General features: G+C 72.6%; 10 protein-coding genes. 8 read left to right on the top strand and 2 right to left on the bottom strand.

Translation table 11 applies throughout. The features are described from left to right. Nucleotides 1-50 precede the first annotated feature (50 nt). The gene (locus tag ACFVWW_RS14135) at nucleotides 51-233 is read right to left on the bottom strand and encodes a DUF6104 family protein (protein WP_384184194.1); all 183 of its coding nucleotides are present in this window, start codon (nucleotides 231-233) and stop codon (nucleotides 51-53) included. A 198-nt stretch (nucleotides 234-431) separates the two neighbouring features. Here ACFVWW_RS14135 and ACFVWW_RS14140 point away from each other — a divergent pair, with 198 nt between their 5' ends. The 8 genes from ACFVWW_RS14140 (at nucleotide 432) to fxsT (ending at nucleotide 13,906) form a co-directional block, all read left to right on the top strand. Continuing rightward, nucleotides 432-920 carry a CU044_2847 family protein gene (locus ACFVWW_RS14140; protein WP_384184196.1) on the top strand — a complete coding sequence of 163 codons (489 nt, stop codon included), beginning with the start codon at nucleotides 432-434 and terminating at the stop codon, nucleotides 918-920. After that, on the top strand, nucleotides 917-3,016 hold the full coding sequence (locus ACFVWW_RS14145) for a trypsin-like peptidase domain-containing protein (protein WP_386878344.1): 2,100 nt from the start codon (nucleotides 917-919) through the stop codon (nucleotides 3,014-3,016). The genes ACFVWW_RS14140 and ACFVWW_RS14145 overlap by 4 nt, the downstream gene beginning before the upstream one ends. Before the next feature lie 106 nt (nucleotides 3,017-3,122). Further along, the gene (locus ACFVWW_RS14150; protein ID WP_384336815.1) at nucleotides 3,123-4,163 is read left to right on the top strand and encodes an AAA family ATPase; all 1,041 of its coding nucleotides are present in this window, start codon (nucleotides 3,123-3,125) and stop codon (nucleotides 4,161-4,163) included. 7 nt (nucleotides 4,164-4,170) lie between these two features. Beyond that, on the top strand, nucleotides 4,171-7,641 hold the full coding sequence (locus ACFVWW_RS14155; protein WP_386878343.1) for an SAV_2336 N-terminal domain-related protein: 3,471 nt from the start codon (nucleotides 4,171-4,173) through the stop codon (nucleotides 7,639-7,641). A gap of 115 nt (nucleotides 7,642-7,756) precedes the next feature. Next, complete coding sequence (gene fxsA / locus ACFVWW_RS14160) at nucleotides 7,757-7,966, top strand: FxSxx-COOH cyclophane-containing RiPP peptide (RefSeq protein ID WP_384336811.1); 210 nt, start codon at nucleotides 7,757-7,759, stop codon at nucleotides 7,964-7,966. Between the two features lie 250 nt (nucleotides 7,967-8,216). Next, nucleotides 8,217-9,425: an FxsB family cyclophane-forming radical SAM/SPASM peptide maturase gene (locus ACFVWW_RS14165; protein WP_386878490.1), complete on the top strand. Its 1,209-nt coding sequence runs from the start codon at nucleotides 8,217-8,219 to the stop codon at nucleotides 9,423-9,425. After that, nucleotides 9,422-10,807: an aKG-HExxH-type peptide beta-hydroxylase gene (locus ACFVWW_RS14170; RefSeq protein ID WP_386878342.1), complete on the top strand. Its 1,386-nt coding sequence runs from the start codon at nucleotides 9,422-9,424 to the stop codon at nucleotides 10,805-10,807. The genes ACFVWW_RS14165 and ACFVWW_RS14170 overlap by 4 nt, the downstream gene beginning before the upstream one ends. A gap of 78 nt (nucleotides 10,808-10,885) precedes the next feature. After that, complete coding sequence (gene fxsT / locus ACFVWW_RS14175) at nucleotides 10,886-13,906, top strand: FxSxx-COOH system tetratricopeptide repeat protein (RefSeq protein WP_386878341.1); 3,021 nt, start codon at nucleotides 10,886-10,888, stop codon at nucleotides 13,904-13,906. Nucleotides 13,907-14,041: 135 nt separating this feature from the next. Here fxsT and ACFVWW_RS14180 read toward each other — a convergent pair whose 3' ends face one another. Beyond that, on the bottom strand, nucleotides 14,042-17,893 hold the full coding sequence (locus tag ACFVWW_RS14180) for a multifunctional oxoglutarate decarboxylase/oxoglutarate dehydrogenase thiamine pyrophosphate-binding subunit/dihydrolipoyllysine-residue succinyltransferase subunit (RefSeq protein ID WP_389679624.1): 3,852 nt from the start codon (nucleotides 17,891-17,893) through the stop codon (nucleotides 14,042-14,044). Between the last annotated feature and the right edge of the window lie 213 nt (nucleotides 17,894-18,106).

An 18,106-nucleotide genomic window follows, 5' to 3' on the forward strand; every position in this document is an offset into this window, starting at 1 on the left:
CCCATTCAGAACCTCCGCCGGAGACGGCCCGCCTACTCGTCCTACTCGTCCTACTCGTCATCGTCCTCGTCGTCCAGCCGCGCCAGATAGGTGGCGAGGCGCTCGACCGGGACCTCGAAATCGGGATTGAGGTCGACGAACGTACGCAGCTGTTCGGCCAGCCACTCGAAAGTGACCTCCTCCTCGCCGCGCCGCTTCTCCAGTTCCTCGATCCCACGGTCCGTGAAGTACATGGAATCAGCCTAATGCCTGGTGGGGGCGGTGCGGCGGCCAGGAGTACGGACCGTGGGAACGCCGAGAACCGGCCGGGCGCGAATCGCCGTCCTGCTCCATGTACCTCGCTTCGCCGCCGTACTGCCGCTAGCCTGCGGGGAATTGGGGGAACGGGGGATGTCACGGTGGACGGTGAGGCCCGTATTACGCGCATTGAGATGCCGGACGGTACGCCCGTATGGGCCCGGATCTCCGGCGCCGAAGAACTGGAGCGCCCCTCCGGTGGCCTGACGTTCTCCGACACCGGCTTCGGCGACCAGGTGCAGGCGAGGGTCGAGAGCCTGCACGGCGTGGTGACCAGCGTCGCGCGGTCGCTCGTCGGACCGCTGCGCGCGGTGCGGCCCGACGAGGTCAGTATCGAGTTCGGAATCGAACTGACGGCCAAGTCGGGCAAGGTTGTCGGACTGCTCGGGGGTGGCGAGGCCAAGGGGGCGATCAAGGTCACCCTCACCTGGAACGACGGCGGTCCGCCCACCGACCTGTCGTCGCCGCTGGTGCCCCCGCAGGCCGCCGCCCCGGTCCCGCCGCCCGCCGCCACGCCTCCGCCCCCGCCCGGGGGCGCACCGCAGTCCCCCGCCGCCGGAGCATCCCCCGGCGCACCGGCGCATCCGGACGGGCCCACACCGCCCGCCGGGAGCACACCATGATCGACGGGGGCGGCCGGGGCGCACGGGGCGCCTCGGACGACACCCGGCGTGCGCTCGTGGACCTCGTCATGGCGGCCACCGTGCGCATCCATGGCCCCGCGGCCGGGCATGCTCCCGGGGGACCGGGTGGCGGCTTCCTCGGGAGCGGCTTCTTCATCGCCCCGAGCTGGATTCTTACGTGTGCGCACGTGGCGATGCAGGGGGAGGGGCGGGACGTGACAGTGATCTTCGAAACCGGCCCCGGCAGCGGCGAGACCTCGGTGGCGGGCACCGTGGTCGCGGCGCTTCCCGAGCCGTCTCGCGGCCCCGACGCCGCACGCTCGTTCGCTACGGCCGGGGGCTGGCCGGCCCCGGACCTCGCGCTCATCCGGCTCGGCCGGCCCGTCGACCACGCCTGTGTGTACGTCACCGAGCGCCCCGCGGCCTTCTTCGGCGGCGGCCAGGTGCTCTACTCCGGCTGGACCGAAGTGGGCGGGCGGCTGAAGCGGCTCAGCGGACAGTGCGCCGTGCAGGGCACGGTCGGCGGATGGGCCGACCCCGACGAGCAAATGCGGCTCGGCGGGGACGTGCTGCCGCCGGGCGTGTCCGGCGGGCCCACCGTCGACCTGACCCGCGGTGAGGTGGTCGGGGTGCTCAAGTCGCAGCTCGTCGGCGGCATGGGCGGGACATCCATCGGCGTCGAGCGGCTGCGCTCCCTGCCGGTGCCCGCAGCGATGGCCGGCGCGGAGTCCGACGACGACTACCAGGGGGTGTTCCACGCCCACGACCGCTACCACGCCGACCGGCACACCAACCGGGTGGGCACCGGCTGGACCTGGACCGATGTGCAGAGCGGACTCGGCGCGGGAGCCGACCGCGCCCTCAGCCCCCAGCAGCGCGTCGTCCTCCTCGGCGCCCTCGCCGAGCTGCCGCCCCCCGTCAGCACCCACAGCCTGCTCGACCTGCTCGTCCGGCTGCCGGGCGTCCACTCCGTCGACCGCTATCCGGCGCCGCGCAGCTGGCGCGACGGGCTCGGCGCGCTGTACGAGACGCGGGGCGGCGAGGCCGCGCTCGAACTGGTCCTGCGCTACTGCATGAGTGTCATCGCCGCCGAGCGCCCCTATGTCACCCAGTCCACCGCGGCGTCCGAGGAGAGGCTGTGGAAATGGGTGAAGTGGATCGCCGACGAGCGGCTCTCGCGGGAGTTCCGTAACGAGATCACCCGGCTCTGGTCGGCCGGCCGCCATCGCACGGACCGTGAGGAGCGGCGCGCGTCCCCGGCGTACGGCGAGCGGCCCCGGGACGGCGAGCGCCCCTTCGTACTGCTGGAGCTGGAGCCGCGCGGCTGGGAACGGGACAGCTACGACTGGCGGGTCGGGGTCGCCCGGCACACCGGAGAGGTGCAGCCCGTCGCCGAGGACAGCCGGGGCACCCCGGGCCATGCCCTTCAGGACCGGCTCACCGCCTCGCTGACCGAGGCGTTCCGGCGGTGCGACGAGCCGGACAGCCCCGCCGTGCTCCAGGTCGCCGTCGTCCAGGCCCTGCTCGGCATGGACGTCGACACCTGGCAGCTGTCGGCCGACGAGCCGCCGCTCGGGGTCGCCCGTCCGGTGGTCGTCCGCTGCTCGGACCATGAGCCACCGCTGTCGGAGGACGAGGCGCGGGAGCGCAGGGCGCGCTGGAGCCGCGCGTGGAGCGCCGCCATGCGCGCCGAGATCATCGACTGCGAGGACGGATTGCGGGTACCCGTACCGACGGAGGAAGACCTGCGCTCCCTGGCGTACGAAACCGTGCCCGTGCTCTGCCGTTTCGCCGACCGGCCCGACGCGGAGACCGCCGCCGGGCTGGCCCGGATGATGCGCGGCGGCTTCCACATCGCCCTGCTGCGGCGGGGCAAGGACCGGCCGGACGTGGTCTGCGCGGACTTCCACCGCAACGCCGCGGACACCGTCGCCGAGGCCGGGACGGCCGATCAGCTGCCGCGGATGATCCACGAGCTGCGACAGGGCGTGCGCGCGGGCCGTACGGAGACGTACTGGTCGGACGGCGTCGCGCTGTTCTACGACGATCCGCACCATCCGCTTCCCGGTTCCGGCCAGTTGCTGGAGGCGCCGTGAACCGGCCTGTCCGCGGACCTCTTACGGGGCCCGCGGACGATCGCTACCGTGAGGCACGTTCGGCGGTCGCAGCCCCTGGCGGACGAGTGACGACGAGGAACACGCTATGAGTGAACCCAGCGAGTGGCTCATCTACCGCGGGGCCGGCGAACCGCACGCGGGCATCAGCCAGTTGCCTCCGCCGCCGCCCTGGCGGGACTTCGCGGGCCCCGACGGCGGCTCTCCCGATGACGAGAGCGGCGACGGCTCGGCCGACCGGCGGCTCGGCGGCTACCGGCACGAGGCCGAGCTGCACCGGCCGGGCGCCGAGGAGCTGGAAATGATCAACGCCGCGCTCTACTTGAGGCGCCCGCTGCTGGTCACCGGAAGCCCCGGCGCGGGCAAAAGCACCCTGGCGCACTCCGTCGCGCACGAACTGGGACTCGGCCGGGTCCTGCGCTGGCCCATCGTCAGCCGGTCCACTCTCCTCGACGGTCTGTACCACTACGACGCCATCGCCCGGTTGCAGGATGTACAGATCGCCGCGCACAGCGCGGCGGCCGGCGCGGGCGCCGCGGACGGCCAGGATCCCTCCGCGGACATCGGCGGCTATATCCGGCTGGGCCCGCTGGGCACCGCCCTGCTGCCCTCGGAACAGCCCCGCGTCCTGCTGATCGACGAGCTGGACAAGAGCGACATCGACCTGCCGAACGACCTCCTCAATGTGCTGGAGGAAGGCGAGTTCGGCATTCCCGAGCTGGAGCGGATCGCCGACCGGCTGCCCGACGGCGAGGCCGAGGTCCTCACCGACGACGGGAGGAAGGTGAAGGTCAGGGGCGGCCGGGTGCAGTGCAGGGCCTTCCCGTTCGTCGTCCTCACCAGCAACGGGGAGCGCGACTTCCCCGCGCCCCTGATGCGCCGCTGTATCCATCTGGAGCTGGGCCGCCCCGATCACCAGCGGCTCGCGACCTTCGTACGCGCCCACCTCGGCGACGAGGCCGCGCGCGCCGGAGACGATCTCATCGCCCACTTCCTGGAGCGTTCGCGCAGCGAACTCATCTCCACCGACCAGCTGTTGAACGCGATATACCTGACCGACGCCGCCGCCCCCGCCGGCCGTGACCGGCTGGCCGACCTGCTCATCCAGCGACTCGACCGGCCGAGGTGATGCGCTGATGCCCGGCGTCACGTCACGGCACGGACCGGACGACGAGCCGGAGCCGGGACGCGGGTACGACCCGGCGGACCGTACGCCGGACGGCCGGGCGGACGGCGCGGCTGATGCGGACGGGAGTGGGGCCGGGCGGATACCGTACGACGGTGCTCTGCTGACGGCGCTCGTGGCCCGGCTGCGCCAAGCCGGACTCGACCCCGACGTCGAACGGCTCTGCGATGCCCTCTGGCTGGCCCAATGGACCGGTCGCGGGCAGGCGGAGCAGCCGCCCGGCGAGGACACTGGAGCGGCACGCCGTACTGACACGCATCTCGAGGGCCCCGGCCCGTCGGCCCTCGCATCGGCGGCCGGCCCCGACCGCACGCAGGAGACCGAGCCGGTGGACGAGCCAGCGCAGCAGCCGGACCCCCGGGACGACGACCGCCGGATCGCGCTCTATCCCGTGCCGCGTCACAACGCGGCGCGGGAGCGGTTCGACGGCCGCTCCACCACGCTCACCCTCGGGGTGCCCGCCGCTCCCGCGCTCCCCGCCCCGCTCGAACTCCAGCGCGCGCTGCGTCCGCTCCAGCGCTACCGGCCCGCTCTCCCGCCGCTGCGCCGCACGCTGGACGAAGGGGCGACCGCGGAGCTGAGCGCCCGCGCCGGCGGACTGATCATGCCGGTGTTCCGTGGGGTGTCACGGGCGGACGCGCTCCTTCAGTTCGTCATGGACGCCTCGTCGTCGATGCGGGTGTGGGAGCGGCTCTTCGCCGAACTCCAGCAGATCTTCGGGCAGTTGGGGGCCTTCAGGGACGTACAGGTGCGCTATCTGCACCAGGGCCCCGACGGGGCGCCCGCCGTCAGCAGGAGCCCCGACCCGGCCGCCGCGCCGCTGAGCTCCGCCGACCGGCTCAGCGATCCGACCGGACGCCGGGTCACCGTCGTCGTCAGCGACTGCGCGGGACCGCTGTGGCACAGCGGGCGGGCCCAGCGGCTGCTGCACCAGCTCGGCCGCCAGGCCCCCACCGCCGTACTGCAGCCCCTGCCGCAGCGCATGTGGAACCGCACCCGGCTGCGCGTCAGCTACGGCGTGCTGTCCCGGGGCGAAGGGCCGGCCGGGGCCGCGGTGCTGAAGGTCGCTGGCGAGGCCGCCGCGGCGCCGGCCGCGCGGCAGGGAGCCCTCGCGATCCCCGTACTGCCCCCGGTCGCCGGCGCGCTCGGTGCCTGGGCCCGGCTGCTGTCCGGCACCGGCGCGGGACAGATCTCCGGAGCCGTCGGCTGGGTGCGCTCCGACCATCCCGCGGCGCCCGCGCCGCGCCCCGGCGCCGGGATGTCCTCGCTCCAGCTGGTCAGCCGGTTCCGCTCGGCGGCCTCCCCGGTCGCCGGGCAGCTGGCCGTCTATCTCGCCGCCGCCCCGCTGTATCTGCCGGTGATGCAGCTGGTGCAGCGGACGATGCTGCCCGACTCGGGGCCCTCCGAACTCGCCGAAGTGCTGCTCAGCGGGCTGCTGACCCGTGGCAAGGGACATGGCACGGACGACGAGCCGTGGTACGAGTTCGCGCCCGGCGTCCAGGAGGCGCTGCTCGGACCGCTGGGACGGGACGAGGCCCTGCTTGTCCTCAAACACTGTTCCGAGTACATAGAGCAGCGTTTCGGCAGGGGCGGACCGAACTTCCCCGCCCTGGCCCTCGCCCAGCTGGGCGACGGCGGGTACCGCCCGTTCCACCCGCCCGGCGGCCTGGACGAGGACGGCGAGTTCAGCGGCGAGAACGGCGAGAACGGTGATCTCGGGGAGAACGGCGAGCCCGGCAACGGCGGCCCGCGCGTCCCGCATCCCTTCGCCGAGGTCGCGGCCCGGGTGCTGGAGCGGTTCATGCCGCTGCCGGAGGAGTTCGCACCGCACCGGGACCGCGCCGGCCGTCACGACCCCGACCCGACCACGAACGCCGCGGTGGAGAGCGCCCGCGGACTGCTCCGCCAGTTCGAGTCGGACAGCATGGTGCAGTACCTGATCGACGCCGTACAGCTCCTGCGGGGCGCCACCGAGCGCGAGGAACCGGGCGGCGGCTCCGATCCGGAACTGTGGGCCGAGTTCGCCCGCTGTCTGCTGCGGCTGTGGGAGGTCCAGGGCGGCGGCGGCCTGCTGCGCGACGCCGAACGGGCCGCCGAGCGGGCCGCCGCGCACCCCCGGGCCGTACGGGAACGGGCCGTGCTGGCCAAGGTGCTGCACGCCGCGGCCGACGACCGGCGCCGGCGCGGCGACCGCAGGGGCGCGCTGGATCTGCTGCGCCGCGCCGACCGCGAGTACACCGTCGCCTGCGCGGCGCCCGGCCTGGAGCCCGGCGAGGCGCTGCGGCTCACGCTGGAGCGGGTGCGCGCCCTGGAGGCGCAGTGGCGGCTGGGCGGCGACAGCGCGCTGCTCCAGGGTGCCATCGGCATGCTGGAGGCGTTCGCCGACGTCTGGCCCGATCAGGAGAACCGGCCGGCCGGGCTGCCCCTGGCCCATGGACGCACCCTGCTGCGGCTGTCCGGGGCGACCAGTGACACCGAACAGGCGCAGGTGTACGCGGCACAGGCGGCGCGCTCACTGCGCGTGGCGCTCGCGCCGGGCGGCGCCCAGCACACCGTGGGTACCCAGGGCCGGATCCTGCTCGATCTGGTGGACGCCCTGCTGGGATCGGGCGACGGCCTCGACGAGGCGGCGACCCTGGTCGACCAGGCGCTGGCGACGGTACGCGACGAGCGGCTGCTCGCCTCGCTCAGGATCCGGGCCGGCCGGGTGCGGGTCGCCCGGTACGAGCGCTCCGGCGACCCGACGGATCTCCAGGAGGCCGCCGAGTGCTTCAGCCGTGCGGCCCGCGGTGTCCCGCGCGACTCCCGGGCCCACGCGGATCTGCTCGCCGAATGGGGCAGGGCCCTGCTGCGGCGTGCCGAACTGCCGGACGGCAGCGCGCATATCGGCGCGGCGGTGCGGGTGCTGCGCGACTGCCGTACGGAGACGCCGGTGTCCACCGCGCGCCAGGCGGACCGGCTGCTGATGCTGGGGCAGGCCCTGATGCTGCGGCACCGGCTCAATGACGACCGGGTGGATCTGCGGGAGGCCGAGCATCTCTTCGGGCTCGCGGCCCAGGAGGCGCGTGATCCGCTGACGGCGGCCCGCTGCTGGCTGGAGCTGGGGCGCTCTCATCTCGACGCGTACCGCAGTCTGAACCGGCCCGCCCGTCTCGACGAGGCGGCCGAGGCGTTCCGGGACGCGGCGGACGCGGCCAGGACCGCGGAAGCGGAGCTGGACAATCCACAACAGCGGCTGCAAGCAGCCGAGTTGTGTGCTGCGGCCAGCCACTGGCGGGGTATGACCTATGAGGAGGCGGGACGGCCCCGGGCCGCGCGTGAGGCGTACCGGACGGCCCGTACGGAATGGCGCAAGCTGCCGGACGGCGGCGGCGAGGCGGCCCGCGCGACCACGGACCGGCTGGCCGAGCTGGAGCGCTGAGCGTCCGGCGGTGCGCGTTCGGCGGTGCGCGTTCCATGACGAACGTTCGACGGTGCGCGTTCGGCGGTGCGCCGACGGGTGCACGGAACCGGCACGACGACCACGGGGAGACGTGATGAGCGACATGACACAGAACGGGGAAGCGGGCGCGCCCGACGGTCCCGGCGGGATCGTCGACACGGGCGGACTGCCCGATCTGCTGGACCTGGACCTGGAGGCGCTGCGGACCCTGGACCATCCGGTGCTGACCGAGGTGGTGGCGGATCTGCGGGCCAGGGCCGAGCAGCCGAGGGAAATGCTGTGGGGGTTCACCAGCGCGTTCTGAGCGGCGTTTCGCACACAGTTTCGGTCCGGGACGCGGTTGAACAGGACAACCTGACTCCCGCTGTGTTTGCCTCCCGGGCCTTCCAGGGAAACACGCCATCGGCCGGGCAGCCACGGCTGCCCCGGACGCCGTACAGCATGGGGGTTCCGGAGTGTCTCGACGTGCGGTGCCGCGCGTGCCGGGGGCGCCGCGGATCCCGGCGGCGAGGGCCCCGGCGCACGCGACGCCAGGGACGCCCTCCGCCGCCCGGATACCCGTCCCCTTCGGACAGTTCATCGTCAAGGTGCACGGCCGCTGCAACCTCGCCTGCCGCTACTGCTATCTGTACGAAGGCCCCGACCGGACCTGGCGCACCCGGCCCGCCGCCGCCTCGCCCGCCGTCCTGGACCGCGCCGCGACCCGGATCGCCGAGCACACCGCGGCCCACTCCCCGCGCGAGATCTCCCTCGTGCTGCACGGCGGCGAGCCGCTGCTCGCGGGCGCCGGCCGGCTGGCCGCCTTCGCCGCTCTCGTACGCGAGCGGACGGGATCCGGCGGCGCCGTCCCCACCACCGTCCACACCACCGTGCAGACCAACGGCACGCTGCTCACCGAGGGCAGGATCGCCACGCTCGCCCGGCACTCCATCCGCGTCGGCATCAGCCTCGACGGCGGCCTGGCCGCCCACAACACCCTGCGCACCGACCACGCGGGACGCCCCTCCTGGCCCGCCGCCTCACGTGGCGCCCGGCTGCTCGCCGCGCACCACCCCGAGGCGTACGCGGGCATCCTCACCGTCATCGACCCACGGACCGATCCGGTCGAGATGTACGAGTCGCTGCTCGCGCTGCGCCCGCCCGCCCTCGATCTGCTGCTGCCGCACGGGAACTGGAGCCGCCCGCCACCGGGGCTGCCGGCGGCCGTCCCCGGCGGTGAGATTCCGGGCGCCAACCGCCCCACCCCGTACGGCGACTGGCTGTGCACCGTCTTCGACCGCTGGTGGCGGGCCGGCCGCCGGGAGACCCGGATCCGGCTCTTCGAGGAGTGCCTCGCCCTGCTGCTGGGGCTGCCGGGCGCCACCGAATCCCTCGGACTCGACCCCCTCAACGCCATCGTGATCGAGACCGACGGCGCCATCGAACAGGTCGACTCCCTCAAGTCCGCCTACGACACGGCCGCCGCCACCGGACTCGACATCTTCCACCACACCTTCGACGACGCCCTGCGCCATCCCGGTGTCGCGGCCCGCCAGGCGGGCGCGGCGGCGCTCTCCGCCGTGTGCCGTGCCTGCCCCCTGCTCGGCGTCTGCGGCGGCGGCCACTACGCCCACCGCTACCGCGAGGGACACGGCTTCACCAATCCCTCCGTCTACTGCGCGGACCTCGACCGCCTGGTGCGCCATGTGGCAGCCCGGCTCACCGAAGCGACCAGAGCCGAAGCAACCACGGCCGAAGCGACCACGGCGGGAGACGTACGGTGAGCCCCGCCGTCCCCGAGCGGCTGCTGCGTGAACTCGGCCGTACGGAAGGCGGAGCCGAGGCCCTCGGACTGCTCGTACGCGACCAGCACACCCGCCGCCTCGTCCTGCTGCGCGCCCTGCTGGAGGCGGCGGCCGCCGCACCCGCGTCGGTCTGCCCGCCCGGCGCGCTCGACCGGCTGCGCCGCGACTGGGCCCTGCTGGAGGCCGCCGAACGCGCCGACCGCGACGCCGTGCGGACCGTCCTGCTCTACCCGCTGGCCGGTCCCTGGGCGCAGCGCTGCCTGCACGGCCTCACCGCCGGCGCGCCGACCCCCGGACTCGCCGCCGACCTCGCCCACTTCAGCGCCCTCGCCGCGGCGGCCGCGATCCGGGCCCGGCTGCCCTTCACCGGGCGTCTCACCGCCCACGGCGGGCTGCTCGCCCTGCCCACCCTGGGCGCGCTCCGCACCCGACCGGGACCGCCGGCCCCGGTCGGTATCGCCCTGGCCGAAGGCCGTGTGACGCTACGTCAGAAAAGTGCTACGCCTGTCGTCGTACGGATGATGGACGGCGGCGCCCGCTCCGGCGACCCGCGCTGGCTGCCCGTGCGCACGCTGCCCGCCGTACGGGCCGGCGCGGCCCCCGTACCGCTGGACGACATCGACCGCTACCGCGCCGCCGGCAGCGGGCCGGAACGGCAGGGGCCGCGCGCCGACACCAGCCTCGACGACACCGAGCACACGGCGTGGGCGGCGTCCTGGTCGGGCCTGGAATCCCAGCTGCGCGTCGGCGGCGCACACCGGCCGGCCGAGGCGGTGGCCCTGCTGCGCTGTCTGGTCCCGCTCGCCCCGCCGCCGGGATCCGGACCCGACGGCGGGAGCGCGGCGCATTGCAGCGGAACCAGGCGGGAGGCCTTCGGCGCGGTCCTCAGCAGCAGACCGACCACTCCCGCGCACTTCGCGGCGACCCTCGTGCACGAACTCCAGCACACCAAACTCGCCGCGCTCAGCGCGCTCACGCCGCTGCACCACGAGGGCACGGCCGCCCGCTACTTCGCACCCTGGCGGCCCGACCCCCGGCCGTTCGACGGGCTGCTCCAAGGGGCGTACGCGCACCTGGGGCTCGCCGACTACTGGCAGCGTTTCGCGCTCGGCGCGCAGCGTGTCTCGCACCGCGACCCGGCCTGGGCGGAGCACGCCCGCTGCCAGGAACAGGTGGGCGCGGTCCTGCCGGCGCTGGCCGGCTCCGGCGCGCTGACCCCGGCGGGCCGCGTTCTCGTCAACGAGATGATCGCGATGTACCACCGGCTGGCGGACCGTCCGCCGCCGGCCGGCCACCTCGCGCGAGCCACTGCGTATGTCCGTACGGCGCGGGTGATCTGGCGCCAAAGGAACGGAAGCTGAGGCGGCGCGCTCCAGGATGGATTCCGGGGGCTCCGGGGTATGTTAAAAGGGCGTATGACTATGCAGGGAGACGGTCGAATGCCCGGAGCGCGTAAGTCAGTTGGAGCGACCGGGACGCAGGCCGTCACCATCAGTTTCGCCGGGTTCAACCGTGCCTGGGCGGCCTGGATCGGGGACCGTCTGGAGCGGCGCGGACACGTGGTCGTCTACCAGCGCTGGGATCCGCCTGTGGAGACTCCGCTGGAGGAGGCGCTGCGGGATCTGCTGCTCGCCCCCGGCCCCGTCCTCGTCATCCTCAGCGACTGGTACTTCCAGGTCGGCCCCCGCAGCCACGACGAGTGGAACCAGGCGCTGCGCGCCGTGGTGGCCGCCGCCCCCGGCCGGTTCGCCGCCGCCACCGTCACCACCTCCGCGCTGCCGAGCGCCACCGCCGTCTTCGCCGCGGCCGACCTGACCACCGTCGGTGAGGAAGAGGCCGAGCGGCGCATCCTGGGCCGCCTCGGCCTGCCGGCCGATCCGCTGCCCGAGGCCGCCGACCCGCGCCGCGGCCCCCGCTATCCGGCCGAGACCCCCGATGTGTGGGGCGGCGTTCCCCGGCGCAATACGCGCTTCACGGGCCGCGAGGCCCTGCTCAACGACGCGTACCACGCGCTCCAGGAGGCCGGCCGCGGCGCGGGCGTGCTGACGCTGCACGGCATGTCGGGCGTGGGCAAGACCCAGCTGGCCGCGGAGTACGTGTACCGCTTCGGCGCGGAGTACGACGTGGTGTGGTGGGTCTCCGCCGACAAGCGGGTCACCTGCCGGCAGAAGCTCGCCGAACTCGCCCCGGCGCTGGGCCTGTCCACCGGTGTGGAGTACGGCGAGCGGCTGCGCGCGGCACGGGACGCGCTGCGCCGCGGCGACCCGTACGCGCGCTGGCTGCTCGTCCTCGACGGAGCGGACGAACCCGAGCAGATCTGGGACCTGGTGCCGAGCGGCCCCGGCCATGTGCTGATCACGGCGCGCAATCCGGAGTGGGGCGAGTACAACAGCACCCTGGTCGAGGTGCCGGTCTACGACCGGGACGAGTCGGTGGCGTTCGTACGCCGCCGCGCCCCGCGCCTGACGCAGACGGAGGCCGACCAGCTCGCCGTGGCGCTGGAGGACCTGCCGCTGCTGCTGGACCAGACGGCGGGCTGGCTCAACGACTCCGACATGTCGGTCGGCCAGTACATCGAGCTTCTCGAGGACGGCATCGACCAGGACGTGGTCAAGGTCTCCGCCGACTTCCCGCTGGCCTTCCAGACCGGCTGGTCGATACTCCTGAACAAGCTCCGCGAAACCGTCCCCGAGTCCGTCGACCTGCTCCGGCTGTGCACCTTCTTCGCGCCGGGCGCCATTCCCGTACGGCTGGTGCGCGACCTGCCGGTGGACGGGCTTCCTGAGAAGCTCCGCGGACTGGTCGACGACCCGGTGCGGTGGGCACGGGCGATCAACAAGTTACGGCAGTACGCGGTCGTGCGCGCCGCCGGAGTCGGCGAGCGCGAGGTCCACGACCTGGTGAACGACGCCGGTCCCACCGGCATGGCGGGCGACACGCTCTACATGCACCGGATGGTCCACCAGATCGTCCACCAGGACATGCCCGCGCAGGACCACGAGGAGTTCATCGAGGTGGTGCGCAGGGCGCTCGCCGCGGCGGACCCCGGCCGGCCGACCGACACCCGGCTGTGGCCCCGGTACGCGGAGATCACCCCGCATCTGAAGTGGGCCGACGTCCTGAAGAGCACCGACCCCGCGGTGCACACCCTGGTCCTCAACTGCCTGCGCTACATGTATCTCTCCGGGGAGTACCGGGCGGGCATCAACCTCGGCCGGCGTGCCATGGAGACCTGGCAGCGGCTGCTCGGTGCCACCCACCCGAGGATCTGGGACCTGAGCTTCCACTACGCCAATGTGATGCGGGCGGTCGGCGACTACGCCGGCACCGAGGCCATCGAACGGGCCGCCGTCGAGCATCTGCGCGCGGAGCGGGGCCCGATGGACCTGGAGCATCTGCGGGCCGCCGGCGGGCTCGCCGCCGACCTGCGCGGCCTCGGCCGGTACGACGAGGCGTTCGAGGTCTCCGACTGGATCCTGGCCGCCTACCGCGAACTCCTCGGCGACCAGGACTTCCGCACCCTCAACGCGCAGAACAACCTCGCCGTCTCGATGCGCCTGCTCGGACGCTTCGCGGACGCCCTGGAGCTGGACCGGCGTACCCTCGACGCGAGACGCCAGCTGCTGCGCCCCCGCCATGCCTGGGCCCTCTACTCGGAGATCAACTACGCCACGGACCTGCGGCTGCTCGGCCGCTACAGCGAGGCCGAGTCGCTCCAGACGCAGAGCGCGCGCGTGCACCGGACGGTCCTGGGCGTTGACAATCCCCAGACCCTGCGCGCCGAGTACAACCTCGCGCTGTGCCAGTACCGCTCCGGCGACCGCTCCACGGCCGGGGAGCTGCTCACCCAGGTGCTCGAGCGCAGTGAGCGGGTGCTCGGCGAAGACGCCCCGGACACCATGAGGTTCGCGTCCGGCCAGTCCTGCTTCGCCCGCGAGCACGGGGACATCGACCAGGCCAGGGACATAAGTGACCAGGTCGTCGGCGGCTATCTGATGATGCTGGGGGAGACCCATCCCTACGCCGTCGGTGCCCGCGCCAACCATGCCCTGATCCTGCGGGGCGTCGGGGAGCGCGAGCAGGCGCATGCCCTGATCGAGGCCTCCCTCAGAGAGATGACGCGGGCCGTGGGGGCGACCCATCCCTGGACGCTGGGCTGCGCCGTCAACGCCTCGGCGCTGCGCAATATCGTGGGCGACGCGGAGGGCGCCGCCGCGCTGGGCGTCGACACCATCGCCCACGCCACCGAGGTCCTCGGCCGTACCCATCCGCTGACGCTCTCCGCCCGGATCGCGTACGCGGCGGATCTGCGCGCCCTGCGGCACGGGCGGCGCGCCGAGAAGGTCGAGCAGGAGGCCCTGGACGACCTGGCGGCGACGCTCGGCGCACAGCACGTCCACACCGTCTCGGCCCGCTCCCGCAACCGTCCGTACTGGGACTTCGAGCCGCCGATCATCTGAGGCCGCAGTCTTCCGGGGCGGATTCATCCGGGGCCCGCACTCATCCGAGGTCCGCATGCCGGAGGGCCCGGTACCGCGCTCACGCGGTACCGGGCCCTCCGTACTGTCCTCAGCGTCGTACTGTCCTCAGCGCCGTCAGGCGTCGAAGACCTCGCTGACCAGCTGCTGCTGCTCCGCCTGGTGGCGCTTGGCCGAGCCGACCGCGGGGGACGAGGAGTGCGGACGCGAGATGCGGCGCAGACGCTCGTCGTGCGGGATGTCGGCGCCGACCGCCAGGTCCAGGTGGTCGATCAGGTTGAGCGCGATGAACGGCCAGGCACCCTGGTTCGCCGGCTCCTCCTGCGCCCACAGGTACTTCTCGGCGTTCGGGAACTTGGCGATCTCGGCCTGCAGTTCGGCACCCGGGAGCGGGTACAGGCGCTCCAGGCGCAGGATCGCGGTGTCCGTGACGCCACGCTTCTGACGCTCGGCGTCCAGGTCGTAGTAGACCTTGCCGGTGCAGAAGACGACCTTGCGGACCGCGTTCGGGTCCACGCTCACGTCGCCGATCACCGGGCGGAAGCCGCCGGTGGTGAACTCCTCCGCCTTGGACGCCGCGGCCTTCAGACGCAGCATCGACTTCGGGGTGAAGACGACGAGCGGCTTGTGGTGCGGGTTGTGGACCTGCCAGCGCAGCAGGTGGAAGTAGTTCGACGGCAGGGTCGGCATGGCGACCGTCATGTTGTGCTGGGCGCACATCTGGAGGAAGCGCTCGGGGCGGGCGGACGAGTGGTCCGGGCCCTGGCCCTCGTAGCCGTGCGGCAGCAGCAGCGTGACGCCGGAGGTCTGGCCCCACTTCTGCTCGGCCGAGGAGATGAACTCGTCGACGACGGACTGCGCGCCGTTGACGAAGTCACCGAACTGGGCCTCCCACATGACCAGCGCGTCGGGGCGGGCCAGGGAGTAGCCGTACTCGAAGCCCATCGCCGCGTACTCGCTGAGCAGCGAGTCGTAGACGTTGTAACGGGCCTGCTCCTCGGAGAGGTACTGCAGCGGGGTGTAGTCCTCGCCGGACTCCTGGTCGACCAGGACCGCGTGCCGCTGGCCGAACGTGCCGCGGCGGGTGTCCTGGCCGGAGAGCCGGACGGGCGTGCCCTCCATCAGCAGCGAGCCGATGGCCAGGGTCTCGCCCATGCCCCAGTCGATCGTGCCGTCCTCCACCGAGGACGCGCGACGCTGCATCTGCGGCATCAGACGCGGGTGCACGGTGACCGTGTCGGGGATGTTGACCTGCGACTCGGCGATCCGCTTGACCATCTCCTGGGAGACCGCCGTCGTGACGGACACCGGGAACTCGGCCTGGACGTCCGGGACATGGGCCGGGGCGGGCTGCGAGGTGGCCTCGCGGACCTCCGCGAAGACCTTCTCCAGCTGGCCCTGGAAGTCCTGGAGCGCCTGCTCCGCCTCTTCCAGCGTGATGTCGCCGCGGCCGATCAGCGACTCGGTGTAGAGCTTGCGCACCGAGCGCTTCTTGTCGATCAGCCGGACCATCTGCGGGTTGGTGAACTGCGGGTTGTCGCCCTCGTTGTGACCGCGGCGGCGGTAGCAGATGAGGTCGATCACGACGTCCTTGTTGAACGTCTGGCGGAACTCGAAGGCGAGACGGCCGACGCGGACCACGGCCTCCGGGTCGTCACCGTTCACATGGATGATCGGCGCCTCGATCATGCGGGCGACATCGGTCGCGTACATGGAGGAACGCGACGACTCCGGGGAGGCGGTGAAGCCGACCTGGTTGTTGATCACGATGTGGACCGTGCCGCCGGTGCGGTAGCCGCGCAGCTGGGACATGTTGAGCGTCTCGGCGACGACACCCTGGCCGGCGAAGGCCGCGTCGCCGTGGAGCGCGAGCGGCAGGACCGTGAAGTCCGTGCCCGCCTTGTTGATGATGTCCTGCTTGGCGCGGGCGATGCCCTCCAGGATCGGGTCGACCGCCTCCAGGTGGGAGGGGTTCGCGGCCAGCGAGACCTTGATCTGCTCGCCGTCCAGCCCGGTGAAGGTGCCCTCGGCGCCCAGGTGGTACTTCACGTCGCCGGAGCCGTGCATCGACTTCGGGTCGAGATTGCCCTCGAACTCCCGGAAGATCTGGGCGTACGACTTGCCCACGATGTTCGCGAGGACGTTCAGGCGGCCGCGGTGGGCCATCCCGATGACGACCTCGTCGAGGCGCGACTCGGCGGCGGAGTCGATGACCGCGTCGAGCAGCGGGATGACGGACTCGCCGCCCTCCAGCGAGAAGCGCTTCTGGCCGACGTACTTCGTCTGCAGGAAGGTCTCGAAGGCCTCGGCCGCGTTGAGCCTGCGCAGGATCCGCAGCTGCTCCTCGCGCTCCGGCTTGGCGCGCGGACGCTCCACCCGGTCCTGCAGCCACTTGCGCTGCTTCGGGTCCTGGATGTGCATGAACTCGATGCCGGTGGTGCGGCAGTACGACTCGCGCAGCACACCCAGGATGTCGCGCAGCTTCATCATGGACTTGCCGGCGAAGCCGCCGACCGCGAACTCGCGCTCCAGGTCCCACAGCGTGAGCCCGTGCTCGGTGATGTCCAGGTCGGGGTGCTTGCGCTGGCGGTACTCCAGCGGGTCGGTGTCGGCCATGACATGGCCGCGCACCCGGTAGGAGTGGATCAGCTCGAAGACGCGGGCGGGCTTGGTGACGTCGTCGTCGTGCGAGGCGTCGATGTCCTTGAGCCAGCGGACCGGCTCGTACGGGATACGCAGCGCCTTGAAGATCTCGTCGAAGAAGTCGTTCTCGCCGAGGAGCAGCTGGCTGAGGATCCGCAGGAACTCGCCGGAGGCGGCGCCCTGGATGACGCGGTGGTCGTACGTCGAGGTCAGCGTCATGACCTTGGAGATGCCCAGCTTGTTCAGGGTGTCCTGCGAGGTGCCCTGGAACTCCGCCGGGTAGTCCATCGCGCCGACGCCCAGGATGAGGCCCTGGCCGGGCATCAGACGCGGCACGGAGTGGACGGTGCCGATACCGCCCGGGTTGGTCAGCGACGCGGTGACTCCGGTGAAGTCCTCCATCGTCAGCTTGTTGTTCCTGGCGCGGCGGACGATGTCCTCGTACGCCTGCCAGAACTCGAAGAAGTTGAGCGTCTCGGCCTTCTTGATGCCGGCGACGACGAGCTGGCGGTCGCCGTTCGGCTTCACCAGGTCGATGGCGAGACCGAGGTTCACATGCTCGGGCTTGACCAGGGTCGGCTTGCCGTCCCGCTCCGCGAAGGAGTGGTTCATCGACGGCATGGCCTTGAGCGCCTGCACCATCGCGTAGCCGATGAGGTGCGTGAAGGAGATCTTGCCGCCGCGCGCACGCTTCAAGTGGTTGTTGATGACGATGCGGTTGTCGAAGAGCAGCTTCACCGGGACGGCGCGCACGGACGTGGCCGTGGGCAGCTCCAGCGAGGCGTTCATGTTCTTCGCGACGGCGGCCGAGGGGCCACGCAGCGTCACATACTCGGGGCCGGCGTCCGTTCCCGTGGCCGCGCTGCCGTTGGCGGCGGCCTTGGCCGGAGCCGGGGCGGGGGCCGCGGCGGGCTTGGTGGCGGCCGGCTGCGCCGGGGCGGGCGCGGGCTGGGCGGGGGCGGCGGCCGCGGGCTTGGCCGGCGCGGCGGGAGCCGCGGCCGGGGCGGCTGCCTGGGTCGGGGCCGCGGCCGCGGGCGTCGCCGGAGCGGTGGGCGCGGCAGGGGCCGGGGTGGCGGCCGGGGTCGTGGGCACCGCAGCCCCCGCGGCTGCGGTATCGACGGGCTTGTCCGCCGTGCCGGGCGTGCCCGGCTTGTAGTCGGCGAAGAAGTCCCACCAGGCACGGTCGACCGAATTCGGATCCTGGAGGTACTGCTGGTAGATCTCGTCGACGAGCCATTCATTGGCACCGAAGGCAGCGGCAGGGTTCTTCCCCTGCCCGTCTTCGTCGGTCGAGATGCTCGCGTTACTGGGGGACTGAGACGACACGGCGTGAACCGCCCTCTTCCGCTTCACAAGGTGATGGACAGCGGGAATCAAGGCTACGCCTTCCTGGCCGACAGATGGAGACCGGGCGGGGCATCGTCGCGCAAGTCACATCGGACGGCGGGTTTCAGCGTATGAATTGGCGGGAAACTAGCCGGGTTCCGGTGCGCCTGGCACCCACAAATCCCAGGCCACGGTGGGTCCGTGGCCCGTGCC

The sequence above is a fragment of the Streptomyces sp. NPDC058198 genome (genome assembly GCF_042882605.1).
Lineage (GTDB): Bacteria > Actinomycetota > Actinomycetes > Streptomycetales > Streptomycetaceae > Streptomyces.

What these genes read in the sequence shown, in the direction of transcription:
- ACFVWW_RS14135 (WP_384184194.1), bottom strand. Translation starts at nt 233, where the DNA reads ATGTACTTCACGGACCGTGGGATCGAGGAACTGGAGAAGCGGCGCGGC.
- ACFVWW_RS14140 (WP_384184196.1), top strand. Translation starts at nt 432, where the DNA reads ATGCCGGACGGTACGCCCGTATGGGCCCGGATCTCCGGCGCCGAAGAA.
- ACFVWW_RS14145 (WP_386878344.1), top strand. Translation starts at nt 917, where the DNA reads ATGATCGACGGGGGCGGCCGGGGCGCACGGGGCGCCTCGGACGACACC.
- ACFVWW_RS14150 (WP_384336815.1), top strand. Translation starts at nt 3,123, where the DNA reads ATGAGTGAACCCAGCGAGTGGCTCATCTACCGCGGGGCCGGCGAACCG.
- ACFVWW_RS14155 (WP_386878343.1), top strand. Translation starts at nt 4,171, where the DNA reads ATGCCCGGCGTCACGTCACGGCACGGACCGGACGACGAGCCGGAGCCG.
- fxsA (WP_384336811.1), top strand. Translation starts at nt 7,757, where the DNA reads ATGAGCGACATGACACAGAACGGGGAAGCGGGCGCGCCCGACGGTCCC.
- fxsT (WP_386878341.1), top strand. Translation starts at nt 10,886, where the DNA reads ATGCCCGGAGCGCGTAAGTCAGTTGGAGCGACCGGGACGCAGGCCGTC.